Annotated in this window: 8 protein-coding genes; 1 reads left to right on the top strand and 7 read right to left on the bottom strand. The window is 61.9% G+C overall.

From position 1 onward, the window contains the following. Window positions 1-159: 159 nt before the first annotated feature. From PFZ56_RS06595 to PFZ56_RS06565, 7 genes are all read right to left on the bottom strand, one after another. Window positions 160-1026 carry an ABC transporter permease gene (locus tag PFZ56_RS06595; RefSeq protein ID WP_123391947.1) on the bottom strand — a complete coding sequence of 289 codons (867 nt, stop codon included), beginning with the start codon at window positions 1024-1026 and terminating at the stop codon, window positions 160-162. Window positions 1027-1059: 33 nt separating this feature from the next. After that, window positions 1060-1920 carry an ABC transporter ATP-binding protein gene (locus PFZ56_RS06590; RefSeq protein WP_110597175.1) on the bottom strand — a complete coding sequence of 287 codons (861 nt, stop codon included), beginning with the start codon at window positions 1918-1920 and terminating at the stop codon, window positions 1060-1062. A gap of 5 nt (window positions 1921-1925) precedes the next feature. After that, window positions 1926-2963, bottom strand: a complete 1038-nt coding sequence (locus tag PFZ56_RS06585) for an ABC transporter substrate-binding protein (RefSeq protein ID WP_222933705.1) — start codon at window positions 2961-2963, stop codon at window positions 1926-1928. Window positions 2964-2989: 26 nt separating this feature from the next. Next, window positions 2990-3877 (bottom strand): TauD/TfdA family dioxygenase, encoded by an 888-nt coding sequence (locus tag PFZ56_RS06580; protein WP_110597172.1) that lies wholly within the window; start codon window positions 3875-3877, stop codon window positions 2990-2992. Between the two features lie 326 nt (window positions 3878-4203). Further along, a complete protein-coding gene (locus tag PFZ56_RS06575) occupies window positions 4204-5571 on the bottom strand; it encodes an HlyD family type I secretion periplasmic adaptor subunit (protein WP_102862544.1) in 1368 nt (455 codons plus the stop codon). Next, a complete protein-coding gene (locus tag PFZ56_RS06570; RefSeq protein ID WP_102882663.1) occupies window positions 5561-7717 on the bottom strand; it encodes a type I secretion system permease/ATPase in 2157 nt (718 codons plus the stop codon). The genes PFZ56_RS06575 and PFZ56_RS06570 overlap by 11 nt, the downstream gene beginning before the upstream one ends. Window positions 7718-7754: 37 nt before the next feature. After that, window positions 7755-9107: a TolC family outer membrane protein gene (locus tag PFZ56_RS06565; RefSeq protein WP_102882662.1), complete on the bottom strand. Its 1353-nt coding sequence runs from the start codon at window positions 9105-9107 to the stop codon at window positions 7755-7757. A 362-nt stretch (window positions 9108-9469) separates the two neighbouring features. Here PFZ56_RS06565 and PFZ56_RS06560 point away from each other — a divergent pair, with 362 nt between their 5' ends. Beyond that, on the top strand, window positions 9470-25426 hold the full coding sequence (locus PFZ56_RS06560) for a LapA family giant adhesin (RefSeq protein ID WP_394304628.1): 15957 nt from the start codon (window positions 9470-9472) through the stop codon (window positions 25424-25426).

Here is a 25426-nt window from a genome sequence, read left to right as displayed (position 1 = left end):
GCCGAGGAAAATGAGAGAGATCAATCCTTACCCACGAACCCACTGCCCGCGTAGCAGCCGGCTTGCCGGCGAATGGGCCTTCAAACCTTGCATCGCCCTGAGGACGCCTTCGCTGGCAAGCCAGCTCCTACAGTCGAGGGGTCTGGCGGGCGAGATAGCTCAGCGTTGCATGCCCCAACGTTTCACCGTGATGCGCTCCAGGGTGTCGAAGATCAGGTTCTCCACCAACAGGCCGATGAGGATCACCACCGCCAGCCCAGCAAAGACCTTGTCGGTGTACAGCTCGTTGCGGTTCTGGAAGATGTACCAGCCCAGGCCGCCCTTGCCGCTGGTGGCGCCGAACACCAACTCAGCAGCGATCAGGGTGCGCCAGGCGAAGGCCCAGCCGATCTTCAGCCCGGCCAGGATCGACGGCAGCGCCGCCGGGATCAGGATGAACAGCACCAGGCGTAGGCCCTTGAGGCCGTAGTTGCGCCCGGCCATGCGCAGGGTTTCCGAGACGCCGAGAAACCCGGCGTAAGTGTTCAGGGCCAGGGCCCAGAGCACCGAATGCACCAGCACGAAAATCAGGCTGTTCTGCCCCAGGCCGAACCACAGCAGCGCCAGAGGCAACAGGGCAATGGCCGGCAACGGGTTGAACATCGAGGTCAGGGTGCTCAGCAGGTCACGGCCGAACTGGGTCGAGACCGCCAGGGTGGTCAGGGCGAACGCCAGGACGATACCAATCAGGTAGCCCTTGAGCAGCACCACCAGGGAAATGCCCACCTTGCCCAGCAATTCGCCGCTGAGCAGGCCCTGGTAAAGAGCGCTGGCGGTCTGCACAAAGCTGGGCAGCAGCAGGTCATTGTTCTGGTAGCGGGCCACGGCTTGCCACAGCAGCGCCAAAAGGATCAGGATCAGGCCCTTGCGCAGCCAGCCCTGTTGCCAGAGTCGCTGGCCCAGGGGCAGCTCTCGTTCCAGCGGGACTTGCAGCAAGGGTTGCAGGACAACTTCGTATTCTTCGCGCACGGGGGATGACTGGCTCATCGGGCGTTCCTCGTTCAACGGTGGCCTGACGGCTCAATAGGCGATACGGATATCGGCGAAATCCAGCTCGGTTTCGGTGTCAGGCCCCTGGCCTTCATCGAACAGCAAGCGATGAATACGCTGCGCCGTCTGCTGAAAAGCCACGCCGCCCAGGCTTTGCAGGTCGTACTGGTGGCTGTGGACTTCCGCCCGCACCCGCCCCGGATGCGGCGACAGCAAAAGGATGCGATTGCCCACCACCAGCGCCTCCTCGATGGAGTGAGTGACGAACAGCAAGGTGAAGCGCACTTCCTCCCAGAGCAGCAGCAACTCCTCCTGCATCTTGCGCCGGGTCAGGGCGTCGAGGGCCGCGAAGGGCTCGTCCATCAGCAAGATCTTCGGCTGCATGGCCAGGGCCCGGGCAATCGCCACCCGAGCCTTCATGCCACCGGACAAGGTGTGTGGATAGGCATCGGCGAAAGCCGCCAGGCCGACCTTGGCCAGATAGTGCAGGGCGCGCTCTTCGGCCTCACGGCGGCCGAGGGTTTTCGACGCCAGCAGGGGAAACATGACGTTCTGCTTCACGGTTTTCCAGGGCGGTAGCTGGTCGAACTCCTGGAACACCACGATGCGATCCGGCCCAGGCTGACTGACTCGCCGCCCCTGCAGGCGAATCTCGCCCTCGCAAGGCTGGATGAACCCGGCCACCGCCTTGAGCAGGGTCGACTTGCCGCAGCCCGAAGGCCCCAGCAGGACAAAACGATCGGCTGGATCAACCTCGAAACTCACCCGGTGGGTGGCCCGCACCACGCGCTGCGGGGTGCGGTATTCCAGGCTGACTTGATCCACCGCCAACAGCGTCTCGGCGATGGCGGTGAGGTTGCTGGCCGTGTGGCCTGGCAAGGGGGCGTTCATGGCCATCAGCTCCCTTGCAGCGGTTTGGCATCCTGGAAGAAGTAGTCCTTCCACGACTGCGGCTTGTTCTTGATGGCGCCGACCCGGTGCAGGAACTCCGCCAGCGGGTAGGTGTTTTTCGGCGTCACGCTGAATTCGAACTGCGGGTTGTCGATGATCTTCAGCAGCGCGGCGCGGTCGATCTTGGCCTTGGTCACACGGATGTAAGTGTCGGCGGCCGCGCCCTTGTCGTTCTGGGCGAACTCGGCAGCTTCAGCCAGGGCTTCGACGAAGGCCTTGTAGGTTTTCGGGTTGTCGTTGCGAAATTTTTCGGTGGCGAACAGCACCGTTGGCGAGTTCGGGCCCAGCAGGTCGTAGGTGTTGAGCACCACGTGCACATTGGGGTTCTCCAGGGCCTGATCCTGGAACGGCGGGTTGGAGAAGTGCCCGGTCAGCTCGGTGCCGCCGGCAATCAGCGCGGCGGTGGCGTCCGGGTGCGGCACGGCGATGGTGTACTTATCCAGGCGATTGAATTCCTGGTCGCCCCATTGCTTGGCCGCGGCGTATTGCAGGAAGCGCGACTGCACCGAGACGCCCACCGCCGGCACCGCGATGCGGTCCTTCTCGGTGAAGTCGGCGATGGTCTTGACCTGGGGATTGTTGCTCACCAGGTAGTAGGGGAAGTTGCCCAGGGACGCCACGGCCTTGACGTTCTGCCGGCCGTGGGTGCGGTCCCAGATGGTCAACAGCGGGCCGACGCCGGCTCCGGCAATGTCGATGGAGCCCGACAGCAACGCGTCGTTGACCGCTGCGCCGCCGGACAGCTGGATCCAGTCGACCTTGATGTCGATGCCCTCTTGCTTGCCGTGCTTTTCAATCAGGTTCTGATCGCGCACTACGTTGAGCAGCAAATAGACGATGCCAAACTGTTCGGCGATGCGAATTTCGCCTTCGGCATGGGCCGCCGAGGGAGCCACCAGGCTGCCGGCCAGCAGACTGAAACCCAGGCCGATGGCCGTGGCCAGTTTGCCGAGGCGGGGAATGAAGGGAATGGATAAGGACATGATGATTCTCCTGCCGTGCCTGGCGATCAGTAAGGGGCGTCGCCCTGGATGGTGGTGCGATACAGCTTGCGGCGCAGATGGCTCGGGCAACCGGCGGCCAGGTGGATCAGCGAGCGGTTGTCCCAGAACACCAGATCGTGGGGCTGCCATTGATGGCGGTAGATGTTTTCCGGCAGCACGCTGTGGGCGTACAGCTCGGCCAGCAATTGGGCGCTTTCGTCTTCCGGCAGGCCAACGATGCGGGTGGTGAACCCCTCGCTGACGAACAAGGCCTTGCGGCCGCTTTCCGGGTGGGTGCGGACGATGGGGTGCACCACCTCGGCAACCTGGGCCAGTTGCTCCGGGGTCAGGGTCGGACGCCAGTTGCCCTCGAACTTGGTCTCGCTGTAGCGCGCCGTGTAGGAGTGGGCGGCGCTGCGGCCCTGCACCGCCTTGCGCAGCGCCTCGGGCAGGGTGTCCCAGGCTTTGTGCATGTCGGCGAACAGGGTGTCGCCACCTTCGGCCGGCAATTCCTGGGCGTGCAGCATCGAGCCCAGGCTCGGCAGTTCCTTGTAGGACAGGTCCGAGTGCCAGAACTTGCCGGCATCCCCCAGGCCAATGGACTGGCCGTTCTCGATGATGTTGGAAACGATGAGGATTTCCGGGTGCCCGGCCAGCAGGAACTGCTTGAGCACATGGATCTGCAGCACGCCGAAGCGGCGGCTGAAGGCGATCTGTTGTTGGGGGCTGATGCGCTGGTCGCGGAACACCACCACGTGGTGATCCAGATGGGCGCGGTGGATGCGGGCGAAGTCCTGGTCGTTGACCGGCCGGGACAGGTCCAGGCCGATAATCTCGGCGCCCACGGCGCCGCTGAAGGGACGGATTTCGAAGGCTTGTGCAGCGATAGGCGCGGCACTGGCTGATGCAGACATGACTTAAAACTCCCGCGCAGGCGCGCCCAGGGCGCGCGCGTCGATCAGAAACTCACGGAGATCCCGTGTGGGTTCATTTCGTGCGGCGCGCCGATTGGTCGGCAGGTACGCAGGGAGTCGACTTTATAGATATAAGAAAGCGAATTTAAATACCGTTAGCGAATAACGATATGTTGATTCGAGCGGCGCGATACCTGGGGACGCTGCGCTATCGACGGCTCGATGAGACGAACTGTAGGAGCCGGCTTGCCGGCGAAGGCGCTCTCACGGGCCCCTTGGCTGGCAGCCAGCTCCTACAAGGCTGGCAAGGTCGTTTTTTTCACGGATCAGCGCTCGTGCAGGGCTTCAGCGCGGGCGCGGATGATCGGCTTGAGCAGGTAGCTGAGGATGCTCTTCTTGCCGGTGATGATGTCCACCGAGGCGACCATCCCGGGGATGATCAGCAGCGGTTTTTCATCGGTGCCCAGGTGGCTGCGGTCGGTACGCAGCTTGATCATGTAATAGGTGGTTTTCTTGTCTTCGTCGGTGATGGTGTCGGCACCGATCTGCTCCAGGCGGGCCTTGAGGCCGCCGTAGATGGTGTAGTCATAGGCGCTGAACTTGACGATCGCTTCCTGCCCCGGGTGCAGGAACGCGATGTCCTGGGGACGGATCTTGGCTTCCACCAACAGGGTGTCGTCCAGGGGCACGATCTCCACCATGTCGCTGCCCGGCTGGATCACGCCACCGATGGTGTTGACCATCAGTTGCTTGACGATACCGCGCACCGGCGAGGTGACCAGGGTCCGGCTGACCCGGTCTTCCAGGGCCTTGCCGGTGGCGCTGGCCTTGTTCAGTTCGGTGCGCGCCTCGTTGAGCTGGGTCAGGGCCTCGCTACGGAACTTGCCGCGGGTTTCATCGATCTTGCGCTGCACTTCCTTGATCGCCGATTCGGCACGGGGAATCGCCAGGGTGGTGGCGTCCAGCTGGCCGCGGGTTTCCACTTCGGCACGCTTGAGCCGCAGCACTTCCACCGGTGATACCGCGCCTTGGGCCACCAAAGGCTCGGACATGGCAATTTCCTGGCGTTGCAAGCCCAGCTGCTGACGGTACTGAGCCTGCTTGGAGGTGAACTCGCGCAGCTCCTGTTGCTTCTGGATCAGCTGTTCCTGAAGGCCGCCGATTTCGTCATGCAGTTGCTGGCGACGACTTTCATAGAGGGACTTTTCGCTGGCGGCCTGGCCGGGGACTTCCTTGAGCACGTCCTCGGGGAAATTCAGCGCCCGGTCATCGACCTCGGCGCTCAGGCGCTCGACCCGCAGCAACATGGACAGGCGCACAGTCTCGGTCTCGCCGACGTTGGACTGGAAGCGCGTGTCATCCAGGCGGATCAGCGGCGCTCCGGCCTCCACCACCTGGCCTTCCTTGACGTACAGCTCGGAGACAATGCCGCCTTCCAGGTTCTGGATCTTCTGCACCTTGGACGACGGAATGGCCTTGCCCTCGCCCTTGGTCACTTCGTCGATGACCGCGAAGTTGGCCCACAGCACCAGGAACAGGAAGAACGCGATGATGCCCCAGATGGTCAGGCGAATGACCCGAGGCGCATCTTCGATCAGGGCCTTGTTGACCTCAGGCAGCGGCTGCCCCTGAAGAGAATCGGTGCCTTTGAAATAGCGGCGGATCGAGTCCTTGAATCCCGACTTAAGCAACACTGATCTGCCCCTTCTTCAACGCTTCCATCACCACCGCTTTCGGGCCATCGGCCAGGATCTGTCCACGGTCCACCACCAACAACCGATCCACCAGCGACAACAGCGACGCCCGGTGAGTAACCAGGACCACGGTCTTGTTCTGCACCACTGACTCCAGGCGCTGCTTCAGGCGTTCTTCACCGGTGTTGTCCATGGCGCTGGTGGGCTCGTCGAGCAACAGGATCTGCGGGTTGAGCAACAGGGCACGGGCCAGGGCGACGTTCTGACGCTGGCCACCGGACAGGTTCTGTCCACGCTCGCCCACCTGCAATTCATAGCCTTGCGGGTGCAGCCGGGCGAACTCGTGAACCCCCGCCAGTTCGGCGGCTTGCAGCACCAGCTCGTCTTCAACGTAGCGGGCACCGGAGGTCAGGTTGTCCCGCAGGGTGCCGGCCAGCAGCTGGATGTCCTGGGGCACGTAGCCAATGTTATGGCGCAACTCGCTGACATCGATCTGGCGGATGTCCACGCCGTCCACCAGCAAGGCACCGGAATCGGGCTGGTAAAGCCCTACCAGCAGCTTGGCCAGGGAGCTTTTGCCCGAGCCGCTGCGGCCGATGATGCCGACCTTCTCGCCTGGCTTGATCACCAGATTGATGTTCTTCAGCGCCGGGTTCTGCTGCCCCGGGTAGGTGAAATTCAACAGCCGGCATTCGATGGCGCCCTGCAGCACGCTGCGGCTCAGGGGACGCTCGTCGAAATTGCGCTCCTGGGGCAGCTCCATCATCTGGTCCACCGAGGTCATGGTGACGCGGGCCTGCTGGTAGCGGGTCAGCAAGCCGGACAGCGAGGCCAGCGGGCTCAGGGCCCGGCCGCTGAGCATGTAGCAAGCGATCAGCCCGCCCATGCTGAGGTTGCCGTCGATGATCTGGTACACGCCGAAGATGATCATGATCACCCCGGCCAGTTGCTGGATCAGCAAGGTGATGTTCATCGCCAGGCTGGAGAGCATCTTCACCCGCAGTTCCAGGCGGCTGAGGGTGCCAATGGTCTGCTCCCATTGATACTGACGCTCGCTTTCGGCGTTGTTGACCTTGACCGCGTCCAGCCCGGCCAGGGTTTCGATCAGGCTCGACTGACGCTCGGCACCCAGGGCCATGGTTTTCTCCATGGTCGCCACCAGGGGCTTCTGCAGGGCGTAGCCGATACCCAGGGCGATGGGGAATGCCAGCACCGGAATCCACACCAGGTGCCCGCCCAAGATGGCGATCACCAGGAAGATCAGCAGGGTGAACGGCAGGTCAATAAGACTGGTGAGGGTCAGGGACGCGAGAAAATCCCGCAGGCTCTGAAACTCATGGATGTTCTGGGCGAAGCTACCGACCCGAGCCGGGCGGTACTTCATGGCCATGCCGACGATGCGCTCGAACAGCGTGGCGGAAATGATCAGGTCGGTCTTTTTCCCCGCCAGGTCCAGGCACAGGCTGCGCAGACTCTTGAGGATCAGGTCGAAAATGTAGGCGCCCATGATGCCAATGGACAGCACCCACAGGGTCGAGGTGGTCTGGTTGGGGACTACCCGGTCGTAGACATTCATCACGAACAGCGGCGCGGCCATGGCGATGATGTTGATCAGCAGGCTCGCGGCGATGGCGTCGGCATACAACCAGCGCGAACGCTTGAGGGTGTCGCGGAACCAGGAGCGGGCCCGGGGAATCAGCGATCCGTGATTGACGTCGAACTTGTGCTGGGGCTGGGCAAAGAACACCTGGCCGCTGTAGTCGTCGGCCAGTAGCTGGCGATTGACGCAGACTTCACCGCCGTCGCTTTCGCTGAGCAGCAGCCGTGCCTGGTCCTCACCCTGCCAGCCCAGAAGCACGGCGCTGCGGCCGTCCTTGAGCAATAGCAGGGCGGGCATCGCGATGGTCGGAATCTGCTCGAGCTTGCGACGCAAAACGCGCCCCTGCAGCCCCGCCCGGGCCGCCGCACGGGGCAGCAGCTCGGCGCTCAGGCGCTGTGACGGCAATGGCAGACCCGTGGTCAGCATGGCCGCACTGGCGGGCTTCTGATGCAGGAAGCAAAGGGTCAGCAGCCCATCCAGCAAGGGGTCGTCATGCATGCCGCGCGGATCATGACTGAGTTGCACACGACTGACTTCTGGTTCCACGCTGGACACTCTTGGCTGGCAATAGGATGAAAGTAGCTCAATTCATCCCAGGCAGCTGGACCTTGGGCTTCGCATCGTTCTGCACGACCGAAGCCATAGGTGCGACCACTCCCTGGCTCTTGAGCAACTCGCCCATGGTCGCCTTGATTCGATACTGAGTAAATAACTGAATGTTCTGGATCTCGGCCAAACGCCGGGAAGCGGTAAACAGTTCGTTTTCGCTGTCGAGCAAGTCCAACAGGGTACGTTCGCCCAGACTGAACTGCTTCTGGTAGGCGGTGCGCACCGCCATGCTGCGATCAACATATTGCTGGGCGATCGGCACCTGGGCATTGGCATTGTTCAAGGCGTTCCAGGCCAGGCCCAGTTCTTCGTTCAGTACCCGCAGGGCGTTGTTGCGGATATCCAGCGCCTGGTTGGACTGGTAGGCCTTGGACTCCAGATCGGCCTTGTTGCTGCCGCCGGCGAACAGGTTGAAGCGCATGCGCAGCATGGCCTGCCATTCATTGTTGTGGCCGTTCTGACCGTCGAGGTCGTTGTCGGCGGTGCGTCCCAGCTCAGCATCGAAACGTGGGTAGAACGCCGATTTGGCGGCGTCGTACTGCTTCTCGGCAGCGACAATGTCGGACTCGGCGGAGCGCAGGATCGGGCTGTTTTCCAGCATCTGACGGCGGGCCTCATCGAGGTTGGCCGGCAGCATCGCCATAAAACTGGCAGGGCGTTCCAGTTGATCCGGCATCTGCCCTACCGCACTCAGGTAGTTGGTCTGGGCGTCGGCCAGGTTGGTCTGCTCGGTGATCAGGTTGTTGCGGGCCTGGGCCATGCGCGCTTCGGCCTGGTCAAGGTCGGCGCCACTGCCCACGCCACGCTGGGTGCGCAGTTTGATCTGGTCGTAGATGCGTTCGTGATTACGCAGATTGTCTTCTGCCAGTTGCACGAATTGACGACGGGTCAACACATCCAGGTACACCTGGGCCACGGTCAGCGCGGTGCGCTCGGAAGTACCCAGCAGGGAATAAGCCCGAGAGTTGACGGTGGCTTGTTGACGCCCCACTTCGCTGGACGTGGCAAAACCGTCAAAAACCATCTGTTGGAGACGTAAACTTGACTCGCTACGGTTCAGGGTTTCCCAGTGATTGCTGCCAGTACCCGCACGAGTACTAGGGTTATCGGTCCCTTCGCGACCGTAGCCAGCGAGCATATCGACACGCGGCAAATAGCCACCCTTGGCGGCTTTAAGTTGATAGTCGGCGGCTAGACGGCTGTTTACCCCGGCTTGAATTTCCGGGTGCACATCCAGTGCTTTCTGCATGGCTTCGGGGAGTGTTTGTGCCTGCACGAAACTGGCAGCTAAGGCGAACGGCAGGGCCTTGAACAGGTGAAAACGCATGGTAAGAATTTCCCTCGGACAGCATGTCCAGAAACACGTCATAACGTGGTGCCACATCGAATGATTGCAACCACAACGACCGTCCGTCGGAAAGTTCAAACTAAGAACTGGTTCACATACTTCAAGTCAGGTTACTGCACGAATATCAATGTGACATTAATTCGGCGATTGTTTAGGATGGCACCCAGAAGGTCAATAGTTTGGCATAAAGTTAATCCCGAAAAAATCTAGCCAAAATATTGACGACTATACTGTCAAATACCCGTTCCCAATTACACAGCAATGTACCTCCAGACTGAGTTGCGGCCCGCGCCCAAGCCGGTACATGGATGTCAACTGAGCGGTACACCGGAGAGTCCCCAATGAGCAGTGTTGTTGCCATCGTCAAAAGCATTGTCGGTCAGGTTTTCGTAGTTTCCCCGGAAGGAATCCGGCGCGTACTCATCGAAGGCGACCGCCTGTTCGTGGGTGACCAAGTGGATACCGGCCCGGCGGGTGCCGTTACCCTGGAGTTGACCGACGGGCGTACCCTCGACCTTGGCCGCGACACTCAATGGAGCGGTGCCGCACCGGACTCCAGCACCGACCTGGCCCAGGCCAGCGCGCAAGCCGCGCCATCGGTGGCTGAACTGCAGCAGGCCATTGCCGCGGGTGTCGACCCGACCACCGACCTGGAAGCCACTGCTGCCGGCCCGTCCGCAGCAGGTACGGGCGGTGCCGCCGGGGGCGGCCATAGCTTCGTCCAGCTTGAGGAAACCGCTGGCCGGGTGGACCCGACCATCGGCTTCCCGACGGCCGGCCTGGGGCTGGCCACTTCGGCCCAGGACAACACCATTGGCGGGCTGACCAACAATAATGGCCTGGCCAATGGCAACGGCAGTGGCAGTGATTCGCTGCGTCCGGCGACCCTGACCCTGGGCGCCACCCCAACCATCACCGAAGCCGGTGGTGTGCTGGTGTATACCGCCACTCTGACCCAGGCACCGCTGACCGACCTGACCGTCACCCTGTCCAATGGTGCGGTCATCGTGATCAGTGCGGGCCAAACCACTGGCAGCGTGCAGGTCCCTCTGGCGCCCCAAGACAACGTCTACATCGACCCCGGCCAGATCAGCGTGAGCGTGACCGGCACCGCTGGCGGCGGTGGCCTGCTGGTGACCGTCAATCCAACCCCGGCTGTGACCCAGATCACCGACACTATCGACACCACCACCGTCACCCTGACAGCCGATGCCAACGTCACCGAAGGCGGACAGATCACCTACACCGCCACCCTGACCAACCCGGCGCAAACGCCGGTGACCATTACCCTGTCCAACGGTTCGGTCATCACCATCGAAGCGGGCAAGTCCAGCGGTTCGATCGACGTCGCGGCCCCGGTCAACGATGTCTACAAGAACGGCAGCACCATCGAGGTCGGCATCACCAAGGCCGAGGGCGGCAACTTCGAGAGCCTGGTGCCCAGCACCGACAAGGCCGTGACCACAGTCACTGACACCATTGACGATACCGGCCTGAGCCTGTCGGCCACCGGCACCGTGGCCGAAGGCGGCTCCATCGTCTACACCGCGACACTGACCAATCCTGCTGGGACTCCGGTCACCGTGACCCTGAGCAACGGTGCAGTGATCACCATCGCCGCTGGCGCCACCACTGGCACCGCCACCGTGGCCGCACCGGCTGATGACGTCTATAAGGACGCGGGCAAGGTCGAAGTCACCATCACCAAGACCGATGGCGGCAACTTCGAAAACCTGGTCACCAACCCAGCGCCGGCTGTGACTGATGTCACCGACACCATCGACACTTCCACCGTCAGCCTGACCGCCACTCCGAGCGTCGCCGAAGGTGGAACTGTGGTGTACACCGCTTCGGTTACGGCTCCGGTTACCGGCTCGCCGGTCGTGGTCACCCTGTCCAACGGCCAGACCATCACTATTCCAGTCGGTGAATCCTCCGGCACCGTGAACTTCACCGCGCCGAACGATGCCCTGGCGGGCGGTAGCTCTCTGAGCACCACCATCACCAAAGCCGACGGTGGTAACTACGAGAAGCTGGAGATCAACGACAAGCCAGCTGAAACCTCGGTTACCGATACTCCGGATACCACCACCCTTAGCGTGACTGCTACCGATACCGTGGCAGAAGGCGGTTCGATTGTTTACACCGCCACGCTGACCAATGCTGCTGGCACACCCGTCACCGTGACCCTGTCCAACGGTGCAGTCATCACCATTGCCGCAGGCGCCACGACTGGCACCGCCACCGTCGCGGCCCCAGCCGATGACGTGTACAAAGACGCTGGCAAGGTTGAAGTCACCATCACCAAAGCCGACGGCGGCAACTTCGAGAACCTGGTTACCAACCCAGCGCCAGCGGTCACCGATGTCACTGACACTGTCGATACCAGCACCGTTTCGTTAACCGCTACACCAAGTGTCGCTGAAGGCGGCACCGTGGTTTACACCGCTTCGGTTACGGCTCCGGTTACCGGCTCGCCGGTTGTGGTGACTCTGTCCAACGGACAGACCATCACTATTCCGGTTGGCGAATCGTCCGGCACCGTGAACTTCACCGCGCCTAACGATGCACTGGCAGGCGGCAGTTCCCTGAGCACCACCATCACCAAAGCTGACGGTGGTAACTACGAGAAGCTGGAGATCAACGACAAGCCAGCTGAAACCTCGGTCACCGACACACCGGACTCCACCACACTCAGCGTGACTGCCACCGATACCGTGGCAGAAGGCGGTTCGATTGTTTACACCGCGACCCTGACCAACGCTGCCGGCACTCCGGTCACCGTGACCCTGAGCAACGGCGCGGTGATCACCATTGCCGCAGGCGCCACAACTGGCACCGCCACCGTGGCGGCACCGGCCGATGACGTCTACAAGGATGCCGGTAAAGTAGAAGTCACCATCACCAAAGCCGATGGCGGCAACTTCGAAAACTTGGTCACCAATCCAGCTCCAGCCGTGACTGATGTCACTGACACTATCGATACCAGCACCGTTTCGTTAACCGCGACCCCAAGCGTCGCCGAAGGCGGCATCGTGGTGTACACAGCCTCGGTGTCCGCCCCAGTAACTGGCTCCCCGGTCGTAGTAACGCTGTCCAATGGCCAGACCATCACCATTCCGGTGGGCGAATCCTCTGGCACCGTGAACGTCACCGCGCCGAACGATGCACTGGCAGGCGGCAGCTCCCTTAGCACCACCATCACCAAAGCTGACGGTGGTAACTACGAAAAGCTGGAAATCAGCGATAAGCCCGCTGAGACCTCGGTTACCGATACCCCGGATACCACCACCCTTAGCGTGACCGCTACCGATACCGTGGCTGAGGGCGGCTCGATTGTTTACACCGCGACCTTGACCAATGCTGCTGGCACTCCCGTCACCGTGACCCTGAGCAATGGCGCGGTGATCACCATTGCCGCTGGCGCCACAACTGGCACCGCCACCGTGGCGGCACCGGCCGATGACGTCTACAAGGATGCCGGTAAAGTAGAAGTCACCATCACCAAAGCCGATGGCGGCAACTTCGAAAACTTGGTCACCAATCCAGCTCCAGCCGTGACTGATGTCACTGACACTATCGATACCAGCACCGTTTCGTTAACCGCGACCCCAAGCGTCGCCGAAGGCGGCATCGTGGTGTACACAGCCTCGGTGTCCGCCCCAGTAACTGGCTCCCCGGTCGTAGTAACGCTGTCCAATGGCCAGACCATCACCATTCCGGTGGGCGAATCCTCTGGCACCGTGAACTTCACCGCGCCAAACGATGCACTGGCAGGCGGCAGCTCCCTTAGCACCACCATCACCAAAGCGGACGGTGGCAACTACGAAAAACTGGAAGTCAGCGACAAGCCAGCTGAAACCTCGGTTACTGATACACCAGACACCACCACTCTGAGCCTGAGTGCTACTGACTCGGTAGCAGAAGGTGGCTCCATCGTTTACACCGCTACGCTGACCAACCCTGCTGGTACTCCGGTCACCGTGACCCTGAGCAACGGTGCGGTGATCACCATCGCCGCTGGTACCACAACTGGCACCGCGACTGTCGCGGCCCCAGCCGATGACGTCTACAAAGACGCTGGTAAGGTTGAAGTCACCATCACCAAAGCGGATGGCGGCAACTTCGAAAACCTGGTCACCAACCCAGCGCCAGCCGTGACTGATGTCACTGACACTATCGATACGTCGACTGTCAGCCTGACCGCGACCCCGAGCGTCGCCGAAGGTGGAACCGTGGTTTACACCGCGTCGGTTACCGCTCCGGTGACCGGTTCGCCGGTCGTGGTGACCCTGTCCAACGGTCAGACCATCACTATTCCAGTGGGCGAGTCCTCCGGCAGCGTGAACTTCACCGCGCCGAATGACGCCCTGGCTGGCGGTAGCTCCCTGAGTACCACCATCACCAAAGCGGACGGTGGCAACTACGAAAAACTGGAAATCAGCGATAAACCTGCTGAGACCAGCGTTACCGATACGCCAGATACCACCACCCTGAGCCTGTCGGCCACCGACTCCGTGGCCGAAGGTGGGTCCATCGTTTACACCGCCACCCTGACCAACGCCGCTGGCACACCGGTCACGGTCACGCTCTCCAACGGTGCCGTCATCACCATCGCGGCAGGCGCCACTTCGGGGACTGCAACCGTTGCCGCTCCTGCGGATGATGTTTACAAAGATGCCGGCAAGGTCGAAGTCACCATCAGCAAGGCCGAGGGCGGCAACTTCGAGAACCTGGAAACCAACCCGGCTCCAGCGGTGACCGATGTCACTGACACCATCGACACTTCGACTGTTAGCCTGACCGCAACCCCGAGCGTCGCTGAAGGCGGCATCGTGGTATACACCGCATCGGTCACCGCGCCAGTGACTGGCTCGCCAGTGGTAGTGACCCTGTCCAACGGCCAGACCATCACTATTCCAGTGGGCGAGTCCTCCGGCAGCGTGAACTTCACTGCACCGAATGACGCCCTGGCTGGCGGTAGCTCTCTGAGCACCACCATTACCAAGGCCGATGGCGGCAACTACGAGAAACTGGAAATCAGCGATAAACCCGCTGAAACCAGCGTTACCGATACTCCGGATACAACGACTCTGAGCCTGACGGCCACTGAGTCTGTGGCCGAGGGCGGCTCTATCGTCTACACCGCCACTCTGACCAACGCTGCCGGAACTCCGGTGACCGTGACCCTGAGCAACGGCGCGGTGATCACCATTGCCGCAGGCGCCACTTCAGGCACCGCCACAGTCGCCGCTCCGGCTGACGACGTGTACAAAGACGCCGGCAAAGTCGAAGCCACCATCACCAAAGCTGACGGTGGTAACTTCGAAAACCTGGTCACCAACCCAGCTCCAGCGGTGACTGATGTCACCGATACCATCGACACCAGTACCGTTTCACTGACTGCTACGCCAAGCGTCGCTGAAGGCGGCACCGTGGTGTACACCGCTTCGGTCACCGCGCCGGTGACCGGTTCGCCAGTTGTAGTGACCCTGTCCAACGGCCAGACCATTACCATTCCGGTTGGCGAATCTTCCGGCAGCGTGAACTTCACTGCACCGAATGACGCCCTGGCTGGCGGTAGCTCTCTGAGTACCACCATCACCAAAGCGGACGGTGGCAACTACGAAAAGCTGGACATCAACGACAAACCCGCTGAGACCAGTGTTACCGATACGCCGGACACCACGACGCTGAGCCTGTCGGCCACCGACTCCGTGGCCGAGGGCGGCTCCATTGTCTACACCGCTACCCTGACCAATGCTGCAGGCACTCCGGTCACCGTGACCCTGTCCAACGGTGCAGTCATCACCATCGCCGCTGGCGCTACCTCGGGTACAGCCACCGTCGCCGCACCGGCTGACGACGTGTACAAAGACGCCGGCAAGGTCGAAGTCACCATCACCAAAGCTGACGGCGGCAACTTCGAGAACCTGGAAACCAACCCAGCGCCAGCCGTCACCGATGTCACCGACACCATCGATACCTCGACGGTGAACCTGACGGCGACTTCAAGCGTGGCCGAAGGCGGTACCGTGGTGTACACCGCGTCTGTGTCGGCGCCGGTGACCGGCTCGCCAGTTGTAGTGACCCTGTCCAACGGACAGACCATTACCATCCCGGTGGGCGAATCGTCCGCCACCGTGAACTTCACCGCGCCCAACGATGCCCTGGCTGGCGGCAGCTCCCTGAGCACCACCATCACCAAGGCTGACGGCGGCAACTTCGAGAAGCTGGAGATCAGCGAAAAGCCCGCTGAAACCACAGTAACCGACACCCCGGACACCACCACCCTGAGCCTCTCGGCCACCGACTCCGTGGCCGAAGGCGGTTCCATCGTTTACACCGCCACACTGACCAATGCTGCTGGCACCCCGGTGACCGTAACCCTGAGCAACGGCGCGGTGATCACCATCGCCGCTGGCGCCACGACTGGCACCGCCACCGTCGCGGCGCCTGCCGACGACGTCTATAAGGACGCCGGCAAGGTTGAAGTCACCATCAGCAAGGCTGACGGCGGCAACTTCGAGAACCTGGAGACCAACCCGGCTCCAGCGGTGACCGATGTCACTGACACCATCGACACCTCGACCATCAGCCTGACCGCTACCCCAAGCGTCGCCGAAGGCGGCACCGTGGTGTACACCGCGTCGGTTTCGGCGCCGGTGACCGGCTCTCCGGTTGTGGTGACCCTGTCCAACGGACAGACCATTACCATTCCGGTGGGCGAGTCTTCCGCCACCGTGAACTTCACGGCGCCCAATGATGCCTTGGCTGGCGGCAGCTCCCTGAGCACCACCATCACCAAGACCGAGGGTGGCAACTACGAAAAACTGGAGATCAATGACAAGCCGGCCGAGACCGCTGTCACCGACACTCCGGACACCACCACCCTGAGCCTGAGTGCCACCGACTCGGTGGCCGAAGGCGGCTCCATCGTCTACACCGCGACCCTGAGCAATGCGGCAGGTGCTCCGGTGACCGTGACCCTGAGCAATGGCGCGGTGATCACCATCGCCGCTGGCGCCACTTCCGGCACCGCGACCGTCGCCGCCCCGGCCGACGACGTGTACAAGGACGCTGGCAAGGTTGAAGCCACCATCACCAAAGCTGACGGCGGCAACTTCGAGAACCTGGAGACCAACCCGGCTCCGGCAGTAACCGACGTCACTGACACCATCGACACCAGTACCGTGTCCCTCACTGCAACGCCAAGCGTCGCTGAAGGCGGCACCGTGGTGTACACCGCTTCGGTCACCGCGCCGGTGACCGGTTCGCCAGTTGTAGTGACCCTGTCCAACGGCCAGACCATCACCATCCCGGTCGGCGAAAGCCAGGCCTCTGTTAATTTCACCGCCCCCAACGACGCTCTGGCCGGTGGCAGCTCCCTAAGCACCACCATCACCAAGGCCGATGGCGGCAACTACGAAAAACTGGAGATCAGCGATAAACCGGCTGAGACCAGCGTGACCGATACCCCGGATACAACGACTTTGAGCCTCACCGCCACCGACTCGGTGGCCGAAGGCGGCTCCATCGTCTACACCGCGACCCTGACCAATGCCGCTGGCACTCCGGTCACGGTCACACTCTCCAACGGTGCCGTCATCACCATCGCGGCAGGCGCCACTTCGGGGACTGCCACCGTTGCCGCTCCTGCAGACGATGTTTACAAGGATGCCGGCAAAGTCGAAGCCACCATCACCAAAGCTGACGGCGGCAACTTCGAGAACCTGGTCACCAACCCAGCTCCGGCTGTGACTGATGTCACCGACACCATCGACACTTCCACCGTCAGCCTGACTGCCACTCCGAGCGTCGCCGAAGGCGGCACAGTGGTGTACACCGCGTCGGTTACGGCTCCGGTTACCGGCTCGCCGGTTGTGGTGACTCTGTCCAACGGTCAGACCATCACTATTCCAGTGGGCGAGTCTTCCGCCACGGTGAACTTCACCGCGCCGAACGATGCCCTGGCTGGCGGTAGCTCTCTGAGCACCACCATCACCAAAGCGGACGGTGGTAACTACGAGAAGCTGGAGGTCAGCGATAAGCCAGCTGAAACTACAGTCACTGATACCCCGGACACCACGACGCTGAGCCTCTCGGCCACCGACTCCGTGGCTGAAGGCGGCTCCATTGTCTATACCGCGACACTGAGTAATGCGGCTGGTACGCCGGTCACCGTAACCTTGAGCAATGGCGCGGTGATCACCATTGCTGCCGGTGCCACTTCCGGCACCGCCACCGTCGCAGCACCAGCCGACGACGTTTACAAAGACGCCGGCAAAGTCGAAGCCACCATCACCAAAGCGGACGGTGGCAACTTCGAAAACCTGGTCCCCAATCCAGCGCCTGCCGTGACTGATGTCACTGACACTATCGATACGTCGACTGTCAGCCTGACCGCTACACCAAGCGTCACCGAAGGCGGCACTGTGGTGTACACCGCTTCGGTTACGGCTCCGGTTACCGGCTCGCCGGTTGTGGTAACTCTGTCCAACGGACAGACCATCACTATTCCGGTTGGCGAATCGTCCGGCACCGTGAACTTCACCGCACCCAACGACGCACTGGCAGGCGGCAGCTCCCTGAGCACCACCATTACCAAGGCTGACGGCGGCAACTACGAGAAGCTGGAGATCAGCGATAAACCTGCTGAAACCTCGGTTACCGATACGCCAGATACCACTACCCTGAGCCTGACGGCCACCGATTCTGTGGCCGAAGGTGGCTCGATCGTTTACACCGCAACACTGACCAACGCCGCTGGCACTCCGGTCACTGTGACCCTGAGCAATGGCGCGGTGATCACCATTGCTGCCGGTGCCACTTCGGGGACTGCAACCGTTGCGGCCCCAGCCGATGACGTCTACAAAGATGCGGGCAAGGTTGAAGCCACCATCACTAAAGCGGACGGCGGTAACTTCGAGAACCTAGTCACCAACCCAGCTCCGGCTGTGACTGATGTCACCGATACCATCGACACCAGCACCGTTTCGCTGACTGCTACGCCAAGCGTCGCTGAAGGCGGCACTGTGGTGTACACCGCTTCGGTCACAGCGCCAGTGACTGGCTCGCCAGTAGTAGTGACCCTGTCCAACGGTCAGACCATCACCATCCCGGTCGGTGAAAGCCAAGGTTCGGTGAACTTCACTGCACCGAACGATGCCCTGGCTGGCGGCAGCTCCCTGAGCACCACCATCACCAAAGCGGACGGTGGCAACTACGAGAAGCTGGAGATCAGCGATAAACCCGCTGAAACCTCGGTTACCGATACTCCGGATACCACCACCCTGAGCCTGACGGCCACCGATTCTGTGGCCGAAGGTGGCTCGATCGTTTACACCGCAACACTGACCAACGCCGCTGGCACTCCGGTCACGGTCACACTCTCCAATGGTGCCGTCATCACCATCGCCGCTGGCGCTACTTCGGGGACTGCAACCGTTGCCGCTCCTGCGGATGATGTTTACAAGGATGCCGGTAAGGTCGAAGTCACTATCACCAAAGCAGACGGTGGCAACTTCGAGAACCTGGTTACCAACCCAGCGCCAGCCGTCACCGATGTCACCGACACTATCGATACCAGCACCGTTTCGCTGACCGCTACGCCAAGCGTCGCTGAAGGCGGCACTGTGGTGTACACCGCTTCGGTCTCCGCTCCAGTGACCGGCTCGCCGGTTGTGGTGACCTTGTCCAACGGTCAGACCATCACTATTCCAGTCGGTGAATCCTCCGGCACCGTGAACTTCACCGCGCCGAACGATGCCCTGGCGGGCGGTAGCTCTCTGAGCACCACCATCACCAAAGCCGACGGTGGTAACTACGAGAAGCTGGAGATCAACGACAAGCCAGCTGAAACCTCGGTTACCGATACCCCGGACACCACTACTCTGAGCCTGAGTGCTACTGACTCGGTAGCAGAAGGCGGATCCATCGTTTACACCGCGACCCTGACCAACGCTGCAGGGACTCCGGTCACTGTGACCCTGAGCAACGGCGCGGTGATCACCATTGCTGCCGGCGCCACTTCCGGCACCACCACCGTCGCAGCGCCGGCCGATGACGTCTACAAAGACGCCGGCAAAGTCGAAGCCACCATCACCAAAGCGGACGGCGGTAACTTCGAGAACCTGGTCACCAATCCAGCACCTGCCGTGACTGACGTCACCGATACCATCGACACCAGCACCGTTTCGCTGACTGCTACGCCAAGCGTCGCCGAAGGCGGCACTGTGGTGTACACCGCTTCGGTCACCGCGCCAGTGACTGGCTCACCAGTAGTAGTGACCCTGTCCAACGGTCAGACCATCACCATCCCAGTTGGCGAAAGCCAAGGTTCGGTGAACTTCACCGCGCCGAATGACGCCCTGGCTGGCGGTAGCTCTCTGAGCACCACCATCACCAAAGCGGACGGTGGCAACTACGAAAAACTGGAAGTCAGCGACAAGCCAGCTGAAACCTCGGTTACTGATACACCAGACACCACCACTCTGAGCCTGAGTGCTACTGACTCGGTAGCAGAAGGTGGCTCCATCGTTTACACCGCTACGCTGACCAACCCTGCTGGTACTCCGGTCACCGTGACCCTGAGCAACGGTGCGGTGATCACCATCGCCGCTGGTACCACAACTGGCACCGCGACTGTCGCGGCCCCAGCCGATGACGTCTACAAAGACGCTGGTAAGGTTGAAGTCACCATCACCAAAGCGGATGGCGGCAACTTCGAGAACCTGGTCACCAACCCAGCGCCAGCTGTGACTGATGTCACTGACACTATCGATACGTCGACTGTCAGCCTGACCGCGACCCCGAGCGTCGCCGAAGGTGGAACCGTGGTTTACACCGCGTCGGTTACCGCTCCGGTGACCGGTTCGCCGGTCGTGGTGACCCTGTCCAACGGTCAGACCATCACCATTCCGGTCGGTGAATCCTCCGGCACCGTGAACTTCACCGCTCCAAATGATGCTCTGGCTGGCGGCAGCTCCCTGAGCACCACCATTACCAAGGCTGACGGCGGTAACTACGAGAAGTTGGAGATCAGCGACAAACCAGCTGAAACCTCGGTTACTGATACGCCAGACACCACCACACTGAGCCTGAGTGCTACTGACTCCGTGGCCGAAGGCGGGTCCATCGTTTACACCGCAACACTGAGCAATGCGGCCGGTACTCCAGTCACCGTGACCCTGAGCAACGGCGCGGTGATCACCATTGCTGCCGGCGCCACCACTGGCACCGCCACCGTCGCGGCGCCAACCGATGACGTTTACAAGGATGCAGGCAAGGTCGAAGCCACTATCACCAAGGCCGAAGGTGGCAACTTCGAGAAGCTGGTGCCAAACACCACGCCAGCGGTGACCGACGTTACCGACACCATCGACAACAGCACCGTCACGCTCAAGGCCACGCCTTCGGCTGCCGAAGGCGGCAACGTCACTTATACCGCCACCGTTAGCGCTCCTGTGACCGGTTCGCCCGTCACCGTGAACCTGGCCAATGGCGAGAAGATCACCATCCCGGTCGGCGAGACCACCGGTTCGGTGAGCATCAGCGCGCCTAACGATGTACTGGTCGGCCACACTCCGCTGACCAACTCCATCACCAACGTCAGCGGCGGCAACTACGAGAACCTGGTGGCTGACAAGACTCCGGTCAGCACCACCGTGACCGACACCGTCGACACCACCAGTGTCAGCCTCAGCGCCACCGGCACTGTGGCCGAGGGCGGCTCCATCGTTTACACCGCGACCCTGAGCAATGCTGCAGGCACTCCGGTTACCGTGACCTTGAGTAATGGTGCAGTAATCACCATCGCTGCCGGCGCCACCACTGGCACCGCCACCGTCGCGGCGCCAACCGATGACGTTTACAAGGACGCTGGCAAGGTTGAGGCCACCATCACCAAGGCCGAGGGCGGCAACTTCGAGAAGCTGGTGCCAAACACCACACCAGCGGTGACCGACGTTACCGACACCATCGACAACAGCACCGTCACGCTCAAGGCCACGCCTTCGGCTACCGAAGGCGGCAACGTCACTTATACCGCCACCGTTAGCGCTCCTGTGACCGGTTCGCCCGTCACCGTGAACCTGGCCAATGGCGAGAAGATCACCATCCCGGTCGGCGAGACCACCGGTTCGGTGAGCATCAGCGCGCCTAACGATGTACTGGTCGGCCACACTCCGCTGACCAACTCCATCACCAACGTCAGCGGCGGCAACTACGAGAACCTGGTGGCCGACAAGACCCCGGTCAGCACCACCGTGACCGACACCGTCGACACCACCAGTGTCAGCCTCAGCGCCACTGGCACCGTGGCTGAAGGCGGTTCGATCATCTACACCGCGACCCTGACCAACGCAGCCGGTACTCCGGTGACCGTCACTCTGAGCAACGGCGCGGTGATCAACATCGCCGCCGGCAAAACCACCGGTACCGTCACCGTTGCGGCGCCGGCTGACGACGTCTATATCGACGCCGGCAAGGTCAATGCCTCGATCACCAGCGCCACCGGAGGCAACTTCGAGAAGCTGGTGCCGGACACCACACCAGCGGTGACCAACGTGACCGACACCGTGGATACCACTTCGGTGGGCATCACCGGCAGCACTTCGGTCACTGAAGGCCAGACCGCCAGCTACACCGTGAGCCTGACGCATCCGGCGCAGACCGAAGTCACCCTGAAGATCAGCTACAGCGGCACCGCCACTGACGGTTCGGACTTCAGCGGCGTGTACACCGTGAAGATTCCGGCCGGCGCCAGCAGCGCCAACTTCAACGTCGCCACTATTGACAACAAGATCACTGAAGGCACCGAGAACTTCACGGTCAAGATCGATTCGGCCAGCGGCGGTAACTTCGAGAACCTGGTGGTGGGCAGTAACAACAGCGTCACCACCTCGATCATCGACAACGATGCGCCACCGGTCATCGACCTGGACGCCAACAACTCCAGCGGCGCCAGCGGTGCCGACTACAAGGTCACTTTCACCGAAGGCACCACGGGCCCTGGCGTGTCGATCGCCGACACCGACCTGAGCATCACCGACCCGGACAGCACGATGCTGACCGGCGCCACCATCGTGCTGACCAACCGTCAGCCGGGGGACTCGCTGAACCTGGGCAACAGCGTCAACGGCATCAACATCAATGCCAACAGCAAGGACGGCTCGATCACCCTGACCCTGTCGGGCAACGCGACGCTGGCCGACTACATGCAACAGATCAAGAACATCACCTTCACCAACAACAGTGAAGACCCGAGCACCACGCCACGGACCATCACCGTGACCGTGACCGACGGCGGCAACTACTCCAACGTCGCCACCACCACGGTCAATGTGGTGGCGGTAAACGACGCCCCAACCGCCACCGGCGGCGCCGTAACCGGCAGCGAAGACAGCCCGCTGGCCCTGACCTGGTCCAACTTCGGCGTCAGCGACGTCGACAGCCCGGCTGCCAACCTTGGAGTGAAAATCACCCAACTGCCGGGTGAAGGCAAACTGCAGTACCTGGACGGTTCGACCTGGAAGGACGTGGCCAACAACCAGACCTTCAGCAAGGCCGATATCGATGCCGGCAAACTGCGCTTCACCCCGGACGCCAATGAATCCGGCACCAATGGCTACGGCGGCACCGGCGTAGGCAACCAACAGGCCGATTACGCCCAGATCAAGTTCCAGCCAACCGATGGCCAGGCCCTGGGCAGCACCGGTACGGTCACGGTCGACATCACCCCAGTGGCCGATGCCCCGACCCTGAGCGTGGCGGGCAACAACGTCAACTCGGTGGGCCTGCTCAAGGAAGTCTGGACCGGCCTCAGCGGCCTGGGCACCGACGGCAACGGCGCGTCCGCCAGCACCCTGAAATCGGTGATTGATGCTGCCGGTACGCCTAACAGCAGCAGCCTGGCGACCAACGTCCAGTCCGACGGCAACATCACCCCGGGCACCGCATCGAAGACCTCCGGCCTGATCTACCTGGAAGCCGGCAAGGCCTACACCTTCTCCGGCACCGGCGACGACAGCCTGCTGGTGACCATCGGCGGCAAGAACGTGGCCAGCACCACCTGGGGCGCGGGCGGTAACCTCAACGGTACCTTCACCCCGACCACCAACGGCTACTACACCATCGATATCTACCACCACAACCAGAGTGGCCCGGGCAGCTACGACGTCAACCTGTCGGTCAACGGCGGAGCCCCGGTAGACCTGAGCAACGCCGGCGTGCCGCTGTACACCGGCGTCACCGACCTGACCAACGCCGGAGTTTCGGTGTCCGACCTGCACGGCACCAACGGCGAGGGTTACTACGACGGCTACAAGCTCAACGAAGGCGGTGAAGGCGGCAGCGTGCATCTGTCGAAGATCAGCACCGGCCTGACCGATACCGACGGTTCGGAAACCCTGAGCGTGAAGATCAGCGGCATTCCTGCAGGCTCCGTCCTCAGCGATGGCGCCGGGCATACCTTCACCGCCACCGCGACCTCCGGCGAAGCCAACGTCACCGGCTGGAACCTGGGCAACCTGACGGTCACCCCGCCGCCTTACTACAACGGCACCTTCAACCTCAACGTGACCTCGACCTCCACCGAGTCCCTGGGCGGTTCTGCCAGCACTTCGGCGCAGATCCCGGTCAAGGTCTACCCGGCAAACTACAACGCTGTGGTCGCCACCGCCGACGACGATACCGTCACCGGTACCGACGGCAACGACATCGTGGTCGCCGACATCGGCGGCCTGACGGTGGTCCCGGGCACCAACTACAACATCGCCTTCATGGTGGACACCTCGGGCAGTATGAGCAGCGCCTCGATCACCGCGGCCAAGAACTCACTGACCTCGGTGTTCAATACCCTGAAGAACAGCATCGGCAGCGCTGGCTCGGGTACCGTGAACATCTTCCTGGCCGACTTCGATTCCCAGGTCAACAAGTCGGTAGCGGTGAACCTCAACGACCCGAATGCCCTGGCCCAACTCAAGGCCGTGCTGGATTCGATGGCTTCTGGCGGCGGCACCAACTATGAAGACGTGTTCAAGACCACGGCCAACTTCTTCCAGAGCAGCCAGGCCACCGGCAATACCAATGCCACCAACCTGACCTACTTCATCACCGACGGTAAGCCGACCTACTACCAGAGCGGCGAGCAGACCAACCCGACGCTGTACGGCAACGTGCGCCTCGACGATGTGGTGACCACCAGCAACTACAAGCTGGGGGATACCTTCAGCAGCTACATCGACAACACCCACTACCTCTCCGTGAACTCTAGCGGCTCGGTGGTTCTGCAGACCTACACCAATGGCTGGGGTTGGAGCAGCAAGACCCTGGGCACCCTGCACGCCCAGGGTGACGGCACCTATGAGCTGTCGAACCTGGCGGGTACCGGTAGCAGCACTAACTCGGCCACCACCAGCAACTCCAATGATGGCTTCGTACTGCTGAGCAAACTGTCCCAGGTGGAAGCCATCGGCCTGAACAACGATGTCAGCCTCAACGACCTCAAGCCATACGACAGCGATGGCAAGCCGCAGACCAACATCGACCCGAACGACCTGGCCAATTCGATCATCGGTCACACCGAAGCCACCATGCCGGGGGCCGACAAGGTCAGCGGCGGCGACGGCAACGACATCCTGTTCGGCGACCTGGTGAGCTTCAACGGCATCGCCGGCGAGGGTTACCAGGCCATGCAGGCCTACGTGGCCCAGCAGAACGGGGTCGATGTGAGCAAGGTCACCACCAGCAACGTGCACCAGTACATCACCGAGCACTACACAGAGTTCGATGTGTCTGGCAGCCATGACGGCAACGACACCCTGCTGGGCGGCGCCGGCAATGACATTCTCTTCGGCCAGGGCGGCAACGACACGCTGGACGGCGGCAAGGGTAATGACATCCTGCTGGGGGGCACCGGCAAAGACACCCTGATCGGCGGCCAGGGCAATGACATCCTGATCGGCGGTTCAGGTGCCGATACCTTTGTCTGGAAGGCCGGCGACACTGGCAACGATGTGATCAAGGATTTCAAGGCCAGTGAAGGTGACCGTATCGACCTGCGGGATCTGCTGCAGGGCGAGAGCGCCAGCACCATCGACAACTTCCTCAAGATCACTACCGTGGACGGGGTCTCGACTCTGCAGGTCAGTTCCGAAGGCAAGCTCAACGCCGCCGGGGGCCTGGCCAACGCCGACGTGACGATCAAGCTGGAAGGCAACAACTGGTCCAATGCCAACATCAACTCGTTGATCGCCGGTAGCGACCCGACCATCAAGATCGATCACAACAACAGCTGA

The organism is Pseudomonas danubii (assembly GCF_042980055.1).
In the GTDB taxonomy this organism is placed as follows: Bacteria; Pseudomonadota; Gammaproteobacteria; order Pseudomonadales; family Pseudomonadaceae; genus Aquipseudomonas; species Aquipseudomonas danubii.
The sequence above is the reverse complement of the archived record's forward strand: the minus strand, read 5'-3'. Positions and strand labels throughout refer to the sequence as shown.